This window comes from Marinomonas shanghaiensis, assembly GCF_003259175.1.
GTDB lineage: Bacteria > Pseudomonadota > Gammaproteobacteria > Pseudomonadales > Marinomonadaceae > Marinomonas > Marinomonas shanghaiensis.
On sequence record NZ_QGOK01000003.1, the window covers coordinates 558,970 to 572,061 of the forward strand.

The following is a 13,092-nucleotide window of genomic DNA, read 5'->3' on the forward strand; positions in this document are numbered from 1 at the left end:
CGGATAAAAAGCAGGCTGATGCCTGTTTTTTTATTCTTATTTCTTATCGGATATCGTGTTTGTTATGCTGACAATTGAGCTCATTTTATTGTTAATCGTCATTGGCGCAGCAACGGGTGCTACTTCTTCGACGATTCATGTATCCCCCACACTGATCGCTATTCCTACTATCTGCTTTTTCTTGCCTGTTTTTGGTCTTTCGCTTTCGCTGTATGTATTGCCTATCGTCGCTACTTGTATAGCCGCTTTTATGCCCACTCATTTATATTCGTGGATCCAAGCAATGAGGCGACAAGACGTTGACTCCTTATGCCTAATTCGTTACGCCCCTGGTATTGCAATGGGTGGCGTTATTGGCGCTCAACTTCTTTCGATAACAAACTTGCTGATCTTTAATATTGCCTTTTCGGTCGTTGCTTTTTTAGCTGTGGTCAACGTTGTGGTTGAAATGCGTCGAGGAAAAACAACACTATTCGTGTTAGATAAAGTAGGGCGTTTGCCTGCAGGCTTGTTTATCGGTGTTTTATCTCTGTTGGCTGGGAATGCGGGAGGTGTGCTTGCCAGGACTCTGTGTGTACCAAAAAACACAGCGCCAAATCATCAGCAAGGAACCATAGAAGGGTTGGTGGTCTTTGCTTCTATTGCTGGAATGGTGGGTTTTATTTATCCCGCGCAAGCTATGAGTGTGATGCCTTTATCGGGCTTTGCTGGTGCGGTTCATTTGCCTTCTGTGCTTGTGCTGGCGTGCAGTCACGGTTTCTTTTATTGGCTTTGCCGCCATCAAGGCAATCGGTTAGACAAAAATGTTTTATGGGTGAGCTTTATTATTTTTATGGCCTGTTCAGTCATTAGGCTCTGGTTTATATCGGCATCAGCCTAATGGTATTTTTCCATTTAAAACTTGAAAAACACAGCCGCTAAAATGGCTTGTTTTTTTCATTATTCTTCCCCTCCAAATGGCATATAATACGGTAAGTTTTCAAACAAAAAGGTATGACATGAAAAACGCGAGCGACTATGGTGTATTGATGATGAACTTAGGCACGCCGGATGCGCCGCAGACAGCAGAGGTTCGCCGTTATCTAAGAGAATTTTTGTCCGATTCTCGTGTTGTCGATTTAAACCCCTTGCTTTGGAAGCCGATTCTTAACTTGATTGTGTTAACGTTTCGACCGCCCAAGGTCGCCAAGGTTTATCAGCAAGTGTGGATGGACGAAGGTTCACCTCTTCTTGTGCTCAGCCAACGACTAAAAGAAAATGTAAAACTCGCATTGCTGGAGAGAACAGGGCATTCAGTGCCCGTTGAGCTGGCGATGACGTACGGTAATCCTAGTGTAGAAAGTGCTGCAAACAAATTACGAGAGCAGGGGGTCAAAAACATCATTGTTATTCCTATGTATCCTCAATTTTCGGCCACAACCACAGCGGCTGCATACGATAGAGTAATGAAATCGTTAAAGCGCTGTCCACATTGGCCGTCGTTGCAATTGTTGCACGATTACGCAGACCACCCTCTTTATATCAAAGCACTCTGTAACTCCATACGCACGCAATGGGATAAACAAGGAGAACGGCGTCATCTTGTTTTCTCGTATCACGGCATTCCTAAGCGCTATGTGACGAACGGTGATCCCTATGCTCGCCGCTGTGAAACGACCAGTCGACTGGTTGCTGAAGAATTGGAACTTGGAGATCATGAGTGGACGCACGTTTATCAGTCTAGATTTGGTCGTGAAGAATGGCTGCAGCCCTATGCCGATGTCACATTGAAGGCTTTGCCTTCTATGGGAATCAAGAAAATAAATGTGATTAGTCCTGCTTTTTCAATAGATTGCATTGAAACACTTGAGGAGGTCACATTAGAGTTGGGTGATGAATTTAAACATAACGGTGGGTTGGCGTTTGACTACATTCCTGCTTTGAATGATTCACCTGACCAAGTTGACCTCTATGTCAGTTTAATTGAAAAAAATACTAAGCAATGGACATAAGATGATCTTAAATAGCTCGCAGATTAAAACCATCGCCTTTGACGCTGACGATACACTTTGGCGCAACGAAGATATTTTTATTCATGCTCAGGATGAATTTATCAACCTACTGTTGGCGTACCATGATGAGTCCTATATTCGTTCTCATCTTGGGGAAGTCCAGATAAAAAATTTAGAGCACTTTGGCTATGGCATCAAAGGCTTTACGTTATCCATGATCGAAACCGCAATTGAACTAACAGAGGGTCGAATCACTGGGAATGAAATACATGAGATTATTCAGCTAGCAAAATGTATGTTGGCGTCGCCGGTTGAGTTGTTACCCGACATAAAGAGCGTTTTAGAGCAATTAAAAGGGCAATATCGTTTACTGGTCATTACTAAGGGGGATTTACTTGATCAAGAAAGCAAATTGGCCCGCTCAGGTATTGCCGATTATTTTGATGCCATTGAAATAGTCAGTGATAAGACCTCGGCCGCTTATCAACAGATACTTCAGCGCCACAAAATACCAGTCGAGCAGTTTTTAATGATTGGGAATTCTTTGAAATCTGATATTTTGCCTGTGCTAGATCTCGGAGCCAAAGCGCTCCATGTGCCATACCACAGTACGTGGGATCATGAGTTGGTTAACGATGAAATATTGATAGGCTACCAGAACTTACATACACTGGGCGATATAAGTCAACTTTTAGATTGGTTAAGAGATCCATCTTTTGAAGGCAGAAGGGCGATAGGATGAAACGCACAAAAACGGCTATTTACTCTTTTATGCTTCTCACTTGTGCTGTGCATGCCGCTGAAGACAGTGCTTTTGATAAAGCTAAGGGCAGCGCACAAAGCTTATGGGAAAGAACAAAAACCACGACATCAGAAATGGCTGATGCCACTGCTAAAAAAGCGTCTGAGTTTGGTGATAAAGCGTCTGAGGTTGGCGCTAAGGCGTCTAAAGATGCGAAAGAGACCGGCGTGATAGTATGGGATAAGATGCAAGAAGTAGGAGAAGCGACCGCTGACAGTGCGAGAAAAGGAGCCTCAAAGATCAGAAGTTTAGTAGGGCAAGAAGACTGCAAAGAAGGCAGTATCGCTTGTGAAAGCAAAGAGTAGCGTGTGCAAGAAGATGACAGCAAATTTGTAAGGGGTTCTTCAAGTAACTGGGAGAAAGAATTCCTAGAGCAGGGTGATGATGCGCATATTAAGGCGGCTAAAGTTCGTTATCGCTGCCCAAAATGTGAGAGCTTATTAGTACTCAAAACAGGTGCTAATGGTGAGTTCTGGGGCTGCGAGTCCTATCCACGCTGCGATTACACCGCCAACAATGAAAATGGTAAGCCCGTCAGGGCAAAACGCTACTTTTGTCCTGCATGTCAGTCACCACTGAGAAAAAAAAGTTTTAAAGACAATGTTTTTTGGGGGTGCTCCAATTACCCAGAATGTAAAGTCACCGTAGAAGATGACAATGGCACTCCCTCAAGCACGAAAAAATACCCTTGCCGAGCATGCGGCCATTACCTTGTTAGAAAAAAAAGTAAAAACGGGTATTTTTGGGGATGCATCACTTACCCAACATGCACCAATACGCTTAATGACGATAAAGGTTTACCAGTCTTAAAAAAGAAACGTTAACCCAAACTTGTGGCTAACCGTCTCTAGGTTTGCCTAATCCCGCTTTGCTATGTCTGATAGGGCATCATCAATATTATGAAATTGAAACTTAAAATCACGCTTTTCTAATTTTTGTGGGGCGATCTTAGCACCCTCCGTTAATAACGAAGCCATTTCGCCAAAAATGAGCGTTAATGCCCATCTTGGTGTCGGTAAAATAGCAGGTCGATTCAGTGACATGGCATAAGCCTGAGAAAAGCGTTTTTGGGTAATAAATTGAGGGGCAACCAAATTATACACACCTGTATAGGACGTATCCTTGGTAGCTTCAATAATGGCATTAGTGACATCGGCTATGTGTATCCAAGGAAACCATTGCTGACCGCCAGCAATGGGGCCTCCAAGGCCGCACAGAAAAGGCATGCGCATTTTTTCTAAAGCGCCACCAGGCCCCAACACTACTCCTAACCGAAAGATAGCCACACGTGTGCCATCTTCAGCAAATTCATTTGCTGCGTCTTCCCAAGCTTGGCAAAGCTCATGCGCAAAGCCTTGTTTTGGCGGTGTTTCTTCTGTAAAGGTACCGTGCCGAGTCACACCATAAAACCCAACAGCCGACATGGATACAAGGTGTTTTACTGGAAACTTTAATGAGAGGCGAACCTGCCTAGTTAAGGTGACACGACTTTGAAAGAGCGCCTCTTTGCGTTTCGTTGTCCAAGGTCGAGCCGCAATGTTTTCCCCTGCCAAATTGATAAAAACATCCATTTGCTCTTCTAGTGTTGCTAATAATGGCAGGGTGAGCTGGACGATTCTTGGATCTAATCGAGGATCTGAGGTCGACTTCACGAGAGCAAATAGCTGATGGTCGTTTTTTAGAAGCGCTTTGGTTAAGTGTTGACCAACAAACCCTGATGCACCAGATAATAAAATCTTCATGTACCTTATCCTATGGATTGCAATAGTTTTAAGTGTACGCAAAAAAAATGAAATAGGATCAATAACTTCTCAAATTCGTATCAGGAGACGTTTTTTATTCGATTTCTCTAGAAGATTTTAAGGTTTTTAAATATGCGGCTTCTTTTTCTGGGATAGGATAGCTAAAATGGGGGAATCGAGAAACATTAGGTATCAAAATGCTACGCAAAGAATACGATCACATCATACTTCTTGCACATGGAAGCCCAGACCCACTTTGGAAACAGCCCTTCGAATCACTTTATCAGCAAGTTGCTCACGCGTATGGCGAAAACAACATTAGTTTAGCTTACATGGAGCTTACTGCACCTTCGCTAGAAGATGTGATAGGGGCGCTGGGTAAAGAAGTTCGCCACATTGCTGTGTTGCCTTTATTTTTAGCCGTTGGACGTCATCTTAGACAAGATGTACCAGCGCAAATCGCATCACTGCAGTCTGATGATTTGCAAATAGAATTATTGCCACCCATTGGCGACGATGCGTTAGTGAAAAACGCCATGCAAACTGTTATTGCCAATCATTTAGGTAAGGTCTAAATATGCTATTCGTATTTGATCAGTTATGGAGTCGACTGCATGCTGTTTAGACACTTGCCTGATGAAATATTTCAGGCATTAAGCGGTTCAAATAGAGCGTTGATTGAAGCGGTATTGAATGATCTTGCTGAGGTTTTTTATGATCATGCTGAAGACCCGATAAAAGATAAATCGACGATTATCGAGTCGATTGAAGATACGCTCCATAAACTTGATACCCTCGCTTGGCATGATGAACAAAAGGAGTCTTTTGATTCTCCTAAAACCATTCACGATTACGCTCTGAGAATTTATCACCGCTTAGTCAATACAGGTTGGTTGGTAGAAGAGCAAGAATTGTATCGTGTCAGCGTACTAATGACACCGCAGATCTCTATGTTACTGCGTTCTTTGGTCGAGATCAGTCGTCATGGTAAACGCAACTATGGGGCGACCGTTTTAAGTATTTTAAGCAATCTAGAGTCGGTCGCTAAGCACCCAAAAGAACGCGGTGTAACATTGCGTCAGTCAGCGGAAGCATCAAGAGATTTTTCTGCGCATTTGAATCAAATATTGCTGGGGATACGCAGTCTGCAGCGAGAGTTGTTTGCGAGTCGAGATCCAAAGGCAATCGTGGCTGGTTTTTTTGATTTGTTCGTTGAAGGCATATTGATCGCCGATTACAAAACCATCAAGACCAGCAATAATCCATTTCGATTTAGACGTCAGATCCTTGAACTTACTCAAGAATTTTTAGGCAACCCTGAAACAATGGGGCAGGTTGCACAGTGTTATGTCGATCAACAGTTGATCACCATGGCGGAAGCTCAAGCCATGGTAGAAAAAGACTGTCGAGACATTATTCAAACCTTTAGTAACATTGAGCAACGCTTAGAGCGTATCGATGAATATCGTTATCGGTTGGAAAAACGTGCTGCCGATACAGCTCGTTATATGGACAGCTCTAGACCTGGCATGGCAAACAAAGTGGCTGGCATTATTACCGATATAGCGAAATACGAAAAGTTGCCTATTTTAAAAGAAGTGATTGATGCTCGTTTTGTTGGTATGTCCTCTGCGGCGCAGCCGACAAGACGCAGAGAGCCACCACCGCCACGAGTAATGACACCGTCAGAAGTGTCTGCGGACGCGATTAAAATGCGCGATCAGCAACGCCGTTTTCATGAAGCTCGGCAGGTCACTATTCCCAAAATGCAAAGCTATTTGGATAAGCAAATCGCCGCGGGCAATAGTAAACATATTCTCGATTTTACGATTGAATCTGTGGAGGATTTTGTTTGCTTCGACCATTTGCGCTACGTTGGGTCGCTCGGGGTTAGCGCTAAAAAAATAGAAGACTTATTTGAAGTACAATTTACCAATCAATATGTAGATGTGCATGATTTTGTTGAATGCCGGGAATTTACTGTTGTACGTAGGAGCAAAGCGTAATGCTTAGAGAATTGAAAAAAGTCGTTGAAGAGTCCGGCAAAGATGCTCAAGAATTTCAACAGACAGCAAATTTTGTGATAGCCAATCAATTTGCTAGCGCCTACAAACACGGTCAACGTAAGCATTATTTGCTTTTAGAGTCTTATCAGGATTATTTCGATAATTTATTCGATGCCCTAGGTATGAAGCTCTACATAAACGAGAATGAACGCCTCGCCGGTGTACTGCCCATTCAAAAAGAAGCTTTTGTGCGTTTGAAAACAGACGAAACACTGTTTCTGCTGGTCCTTCGTCAGATTTACGAAGAAAAAATTGAAAATTTTGAAGTCGACAATGGTTTTGTGGCCACTAATACACACGCCATTTTAGATCGTTTTGTACAATTGGTTAAACGTGAGATACCTAATGAAACCCGTTTCAAAGACATCTTGGCCTTGTTTAGTCGTCATGGGATCGTTATCCGTGGTAAGTCTTATGAAGAAGACAGCAAGAACCAAATGATCAATATTACGCCAGTCGTTAGGCTAATTGTCACTGAGGCTTACCTAAGACAATTAGAGTCATTCAACGGCACCGATCCAGATGAAGATGATGTTGCCGACTCAGATGCTGACACAGAAACAACGCAAGAAACCACTCAAGACTAGGGCCAAAATATGAAAAAGTTAAATCGCATCGTATTAGTAAATTGGTACCTACTTGGTGCAGAAGAAATTAGTATTCGTGGCAATACCGCCATTATCGGACCAACGGGTTCTGGCAAGTCGTCTCTGCTTGATGCAATTCAAACCGTATTAACAGGGGCCAGTAAGCGCCACTTAAATTACAACGCCAGTGCAAACGATGGTAAAGCCAGCGGTCGTAGTATTCGCTCTTATATATTGGGAATGATAGATTCGGGGCAAGCCAATGCAAAAGTGTTTGGCACCCAGCCAAGACAAGATGCAACCAGTTACCTTGCGTTGGTTTTTGAAGATAGCATCACTGGTAAAGAGTCTACTGTTGGCCTTGCATTAAGCGCATCTTTGGCCTCTCCAGAAGAGGACGTGCTGGGTCGTTTTGTGCTGTCTAATTTTGGCGCGAGAAAATCCGATTTTATCGACGCCATGGAAGGAAAAAGCTACAAGGCGAAACCTTGGATTGAAGTGCGCGAGACGATGAAAAAGGTTTGCCTAGATCCTTACATCAAGTCTGGCAGCGCATCGGCAACGCAATACATTAATCGCTATCTTGAAGAGCTGAGCCCAAGTCCAGATCATCTTATTACGTTGGACAGTTTTCTTAAAAACTTCAAAAATGCATTGAAGTTTGTGCCTATTGCCTCTCCAACTCGCTTCGTGCAAGATTTTGTTCTCGCTGAAGCGCCTTTACAGGTAGGTGCATATCAGAAGTCTTTGAACGAATATCGTCATTTAGAAGCAAAAACACTCGAAGTCTCTAAGCGTATTGATGACCTAAAACTGATCCAGCAAGACTGTGAAAAAAAGCATCAACAAGAACAAAGTGCTATCAATTACCAATGGATAGCCACAGAAGCGCGTTTTGATGAACTTGGTAGTAAACAGGATGATATTCAAGATCAGTATGAGCTCCAAAAAGAACGCGAAGAAGAGATTGAAGAAGAACTTGCCACGCAAGGCAGTCTATTAAAGCAACTACAAGCACAGTTACTGCGTTTTGAGCAGCAGTATGAACATTCTGATGTTGGTTTGAAATTACAACAGTTGGAGCAAAGTAAGAAGCTACTGACTCTGCAAGGCCAGCAAGATCAAAAAGCCATCCTGCAAGTGCGTCAATTAACCTTGCTGCTTTCGGCGCTGAATTCTTTTGAAGATTTGCTATCAAAAGAAACCAATGCTTTGGTGAAAGAGTTTTCGCTTTTTACGGGCTTAATTACAGAAGACGGACGCGTAGAAGGCAACTTAAAGCCATTAACTCAAAAGCTTGTTGCACTTAATGAGGTATTAGACAGAGAGAAGACTCAGGTATTTGCTCAACGCTCTGAATTAAACCGTACTATTCTCAACTTAAAAGACGAATGCAAACAGCTTGAATCCGACGTTTCTTCTTTGAAAGGTGGTGTCAGTCCACTGTCTCAAAATACAAAACGTTTAATGGCTTTATTAAAAGACGCTAACATTACCGCCACGCCACTCAGTCATTTAGCAGAAGTGACCGATAGAAAATGGCAAGATGCTATTGAGGGATATCTTGGAGCCCAGCGCGAGGCCTTGATTGTAGAACCCGAAGATGCTGAAGAATCGATTCGAATATTCCGTGCCCATCGACGTCAATTAATGGGGTGTCGTGTTGTTGATACGACTCAAACTCGACTCTGGTTGAATCGAGGTGACAATAACTCAGCATTACGCTTTATTCGTTGTAACAATGATCATGCTCAGGCTTATCTAAATCGTCGTTTAGGCGGTATTAAACCGGTGGAAACGGAACGCGAATTACTGCGTGAAGACAGTGCTATGACGGCCGATGGTATGTTGAAGCTAGCGGGAACCATCTCAACCATTCGTTTTGTACCACATATGATGGTTGGTATTAATACGGAAGGTATGCGTGAGTCCCGTGAAAAACAACTCGCTAGCTTAAGCAGTGAACTAATGAATTTTCTCAAAGCCGACCAACGTTTAGAGCAAGCGGATTCTTTGCTTGGTCGAGTGATGGCAAACAATCAGTTTGATGCCGAGAGTGTTGGGAACGCAAGTCATGCTGTCACACGTTTAGCACAAGAGTTAGAGTCGGTAGAAGCAGAAATTGTGCAGTTACAAAAGCACGATGACACTGATCTTCAAGAACGTATCGAGGCGCTCAAATCACGCATTGCCAATGTGGAATTAGAACGTAAGAAGCTTGACAGAGAACGCCAGCAAATTGCCGAGCAGTTTGGTGCTCTAAGTACGCAAAAGAGCCAGTTAAGTTCTGCATTAGCGGCACTAGATGAAGAGCGAAATCGTTTAACGTCAAACCCGAAGTACGATGCAGAATTTGCTAGCGAGCGTTATGCCTTACTCGAAAGTAGCATGGTGAATGGTGCCGCAATCTATAAAGAAGCAATAAGTCGCGCGGAGAAAGCCAGTGAAAAAGCGCGCAGCTTTGATCAAAAGGTTCGTAAGGAAGTTGCGGACCATTATGGCAAATATCACCATGCGAATTTAGACAACGACGTGCAATTGGATTACTTGGAGTCAAAATTTGAAGAGTTTGAGCATTATGTGTCTTATCAAATTGATATTTTGAGTGAAACAGAGTTGGCAAAATACGCCAAACGTGCGGAATTGGCTCGTAAAGAAGCCGAAGAAACGTTCCGTTCAGACTATGTGTCTAAATTGAAAGACTCTCTTGATCAAGTAGCGCACATTATTCGTGAGCTTAACCATAGCTTAAAGCGCCGTCCATTTAACCAAGAAATTTATCAGTTCCGCTATTATCCTAATGGTGATATGAAAGATATTTTGGATCTAGTTGAACGCTTTAGTGCTCAAGATCAGGCTAATGTAGGCGGCTTGTTCGATCCTCATTTAAGCAACGACCCAGATCATGTTCGTGCTATTGCTTCCATTCAGGAACTGATTTCTGACGATGAGAAACAACAAGATCTTGCGGATTATCGTAAGTTCTATAATTTTGAAGTGGACATTTTAGACGCAGAGGGGAATAAGAAAACCACCTTGAGTCAGCGTATTCAAACCGGTTCTGGTGGTGAGCACCAAATCCCATTCTATTTGGCGATTGCTGCAGCATTATCGACTACCTATCGTTTGCATGAAACAATGGAAGGCGAAATCGTTGGCGGCTTTTCTTTGGCCATGTTTGATGAAGCTTTTAACAAAATAGACATGGTAAAAACATCCACTTGTATGGGGTTTATGAAAGACATCGGTCTTCAAGTTATTGCGGCTGCGCCAGATGATAAGCGCGCGGTCATGGCAGCTAACATGGACACTATTATCAGTGTTTGGCGTGAAGGTGGTGCTGTCTCTATTGATGTCGCCTACCCAAAAGAAAAAGGACAAGTTTTACTGAATGGCCAATCTGAAAATCTAACCGTTCCAGTATGATAGGTAACTCTATGCTAGTGCAAAATCAAATAGAAGCCCGCATCAGTGAAAATTTGGATGTTGAACATATGTCACTCGAAAACGAGAGTCATATGCATAATGTTCCTGCGGGCAGCGAATCACACTTTAAATTAGTTCTTGTCAGTGATGTATTTGAAGGTAAGAGATTGGTTCAACGCCATCAGCTTGTTTATGGTATTTTACAAGACGAGATGACTAAAATTCACGCTCTTGCCATGCACCTATATTCACTTAAAGAGTGGCGTGAGCGCAATGCGTTTGCTCCTTTATCGCCAAAATGCCACGGAGGCGAATAGGGCGAACAGCCCTAGTTCGGTTAACCAATGAGTATTTCAGTTTCAGTTAATGATAACACTAATACAGTAACCATCGCGATTGTCGGCAGTTTTGATTTTTCATTATTTAACGATTTTCGCGCTGCCTATTCGAATCTTACAAAGTTCTACGCGCTGTATGTAATCGATATGAGCACGGTTGAATACTTAGACAGTGCCGCGCTAGGTATGCTGTTAAGCATGCGAAATGCTATCGAACAGGACAGCAGCATACAGCTCAAAGGAGCGAATGCTTTCATTAAAAACATTTTAATGATTTCTCGTTTTGATAAACGTTTTGATATTCAATAAAGGTCTGATGAATGAAATTATTATGCGTAGACAGTGAGCCCGTTTATCGCGAAATCATTTCTTTGTGTGCTGAAAAAGAACATGTCATGGTAAAAACTGTGGCAAGTTATGACGAGGCTATCACAGCTTTTATCGAATATGTGCCAGACATGGTCACACTGGATGTGATTATCAAAGGCGGTAGTGGTTTTGATTTGGTTAAGCAACTTAAAATATTATCAGGTAACCGTTTTGTTCCGATGATTTTCCTCGCGTCTCACACCACGGACTCGGTAATGGATAAATGCTTTAAAGCAGGGGCAGATGATTTCATTCCTAAGCCTTTTAATGAAGTGCTCTTTAATATTCGACTGAAAACTCATATGAGACACGTTGAATTGATGAAAGAGATGTACCGAAAAAACAAAGCCTTAACATATTACCAAACCATGATAGAACGAGAGCATGAAATGGCTCATCATGTTCTCGATCATATACAAACACGTAGCGAAAAAAACTCTGGACAGGTGGCTATTACGAGGTTGTCTGCGGCCAGTTTTAATGGGGATCTGGCCTTAGTTAAAACACGCTCAGACGGGGCTCGTCTTGTGTTTGTCGGAGATTTTACTGGTCATGGGTTGCCTGCTTCGATTGGCGCATTACCCGTCATGCAAGCTTTTTTTGATGCGGTTGATGATTTGCTCGATATCGATCAATTGGCCATTAAAATTAATAGAATATTATTCGGTATTTTACCGGATTATATGTTTTGTGCCGGTTATCTAATTTTAATAACGCAAACGGGTGAGCTTGCTTATTGGGGCGGAGGAATGCCAAATGCTTTCATTCGTCGTTTAGATGGTAGCTTTGATTATTTGTGCTCAAACCATATGCCGCTTGGCATTCTTCCTACAAGAGAGTTTGATGCGGATTTGCAGTTCAATCGATTACATTTTGGCGACACACTCATTATTGTGTCTGATGGTGTCTTAGAGCTTAAAAACGATCAAAATGAAATGCTTGGAGACAGTAAAGTAAAGGAGCTTATTGCACATTATTACGCGGAGGAAGATTTATTATTGGCCCAGCAGTTAACTGAGAATAAACTGTCTGAGTATCGGGGGGAATCGGTTCAGCTTGATGACATTACTCTTGTTGCATTGAGAAGTGCCTGCTTACAATAAAACACTGTAAGCAGGAAAACGCTTAAGCTTTTTTGCCGCCTTTTTTCTTATTTTTATTGCCTTGTGTTTTCGGTTGAGCCTTTGGAAACGGGCGTTTCTCAGGTTCGGTTCGTAACACTAAAAATAAGTCAGTAACAACTTCTGGTATTTGAGCAATACAGGAATTTGTTAGTTTTTCACTTTGTCGAATTTGAACAACTTCTTCATCATCAAACAAATCAGAAGCCACCATAATGGGCAACAAAAGCTCAGCGACAACTTCTTCTTTTTCAGACTCAAACCAGTGGCTTTCGGTCATGAATACGCCTTCCATGAATCCTGTCGCCCACTCTTGCAACTCACTTAATTCTTCTGGCGAGGACCCCATTTCCAGCTCGCAGGGAACCATAAAGCCTTCTTCTGATTCCAGTTCAATTTGGATATCAATGAGAAGACGAGAAAGATACTGGTGTATCTGCTTTTCTTGTTTCTCATTGTCAAATGTTGGGGGCTCTTCGAAAATAACGGGTAGCCACTTTTCCTCGGCTGTCAAAACGGGACAAATAGACAATGCTGTTAAAAAGCCATGTGCCATAACAAAGTTCTGACATTCCTCATGAACTTGATCTGACTCCAAAAAATCTTCTAACGTCTCTAATTCAAGATCATCAAGAGGTTGGTGTGCCATG

General features: G+C 42.5%; 14 protein-coding genes. 12 read left to right on the forward strand and 2 right to left on the reverse strand.

Annotation, left to right across the window (positions count from 1 at the left end; genetic code table 11):
* Positions 1-64: 64 nt before the first annotated feature.
* The 5 genes from DKT73_RS03040 to DKT73_RS03060 all read left to right on the forward strand — a co-directional run bounded on the left by DKT73_RS03040 (position 65) and on the right by DKT73_RS03060 (position 3,617).
* Entirely contained in the window at positions 65-880 is an 816-nt protein-coding gene (locus DKT73_RS03040) for a TSUP family transporter (protein WP_111637097.1), read from the forward strand.
* A 118-nt stretch (positions 881-998) separates the two neighbouring features.
* On the forward strand, positions 999-1,991 hold the full coding sequence (hemH, locus tag DKT73_RS03045) for a ferrochelatase (protein ID WP_111637098.1): 993 nt from the start codon (positions 999-1,001) through the stop codon (positions 1,989-1,991).
* A gap of 1 nt (position 1,992) precedes the next feature.
* A complete protein-coding gene (locus DKT73_RS03050; protein WP_111637099.1) occupies positions 1,993-2,733 on the forward strand; it encodes an HAD family hydrolase in 741 nt (246 codons plus the stop codon).
* Positions 2,730-3,098 carry a hypothetical protein gene (locus tag DKT73_RS03055; RefSeq protein WP_111637100.1) on the forward strand — a complete coding sequence of 123 codons (369 nt, stop codon included), beginning with the start codon at positions 2,730-2,732 and terminating at the stop codon, positions 3,096-3,098. Before DKT73_RS03050 ends, DKT73_RS03055 begins: the two co-directional genes overlap by 4 nt.
* A 3-nt stretch (positions 3,099-3,101) precedes the next feature.
* Positions 3,102-3,617: a DNA topoisomerase family protein gene (locus DKT73_RS03060; RefSeq protein ID WP_111637101.1), complete on the forward strand. Its 516-nt coding sequence runs from the start codon at positions 3,102-3,104 to the stop codon at positions 3,615-3,617.
* 33 nt (positions 3,618-3,650) lie between these two features.
* On the opposite strand, the gene DKT73_RS03065 is transcribed toward DKT73_RS03060, so the two are convergent.
* Positions 3,651-4,535 (reverse strand): TIGR01777 family oxidoreductase, encoded by an 885-nt coding sequence (locus tag DKT73_RS03065; RefSeq protein WP_111637102.1) that lies wholly within the window; start codon positions 4,533-4,535, stop codon positions 3,651-3,653.
* 197 nt (positions 4,536-4,732) lie between these two features.
* On the opposite strand from DKT73_RS03065, the gene DKT73_RS03070 reads away from it, so the two are divergent.
* Genes DKT73_RS03070 through DKT73_RS03100 form a run of 7 tightly spaced genes read left to right on the forward strand, consistent with a single transcriptional unit; the run spans position 4,733 to position 12,424 of the window.
* Entirely contained in the window at positions 4,733-5,110 is a 378-nt protein-coding gene (locus DKT73_RS03070) for a sirohydrochlorin chelatase (RefSeq protein ID WP_111637103.1), read from the forward strand.
* A gap of 39 nt (positions 5,111-5,149) precedes the next feature.
* Positions 5,150-6,541: a Wadjet anti-phage system protein JetA family protein gene (locus DKT73_RS03075; RefSeq protein WP_111637104.1), complete on the forward strand. Its 1,392-nt coding sequence runs from the start codon at positions 5,150-5,152 to the stop codon at positions 6,539-6,541.
* On the forward strand, positions 6,541-7,188 hold the full coding sequence (locus DKT73_RS03080) for a DUF4194 domain-containing protein (protein WP_111637105.1): 648 nt from the start codon (positions 6,541-6,543) through the stop codon (positions 7,186-7,188). Before DKT73_RS03075 ends, DKT73_RS03080 begins: the two co-directional genes overlap by 1 nt.
* A 9-nt stretch (positions 7,189-7,197) precedes the next feature.
* Positions 7,198-10,614, forward strand: coding sequence for an SbcC/MukB-like Walker B domain-containing protein (locus DKT73_RS03085; RefSeq protein WP_111637106.1), 3,417 nt, complete (start codon positions 7,198-7,200; stop codon positions 10,612-10,614).
* A gap of 11 nt (positions 10,615-10,625) precedes the next feature.
* Entirely contained in the window at positions 10,626-10,931 is a 306-nt protein-coding gene (locus DKT73_RS03090) for a BolA family protein (RefSeq protein WP_111637107.1), read from the forward strand.
* A gap of 27 nt (positions 10,932-10,958) precedes the next feature.
* The gene (locus DKT73_RS03095) at positions 10,959-11,261 is read left to right on the forward strand and encodes an STAS domain-containing protein (protein WP_111637108.1); all 303 of its coding nucleotides are present in this window, start codon (positions 10,959-10,961) and stop codon (positions 11,259-11,261) included.
* A gap of 11 nt (positions 11,262-11,272) precedes the next feature.
* Positions 11,273-12,424: a SpoIIE family protein phosphatase gene (locus DKT73_RS03100; RefSeq protein WP_111637109.1), complete on the forward strand. Its 1,152-nt coding sequence runs from the start codon at positions 11,273-11,275 to the stop codon at positions 12,422-12,424.
* Between the two features lie 22 nt (positions 12,425-12,446).
* Here the strand turns inward: DKT73_RS03100 and DKT73_RS03105 are convergent, their stop codons facing one another.
* On the reverse strand, positions 12,447-13,091 hold the full coding sequence (locus tag DKT73_RS03105; RefSeq protein ID WP_111637110.1) for a UPF0149 family protein: 645 nt from the start codon (positions 13,089-13,091) through the stop codon (positions 12,447-12,449).
* Position 13,092: the final 1 nt, after the last annotated feature.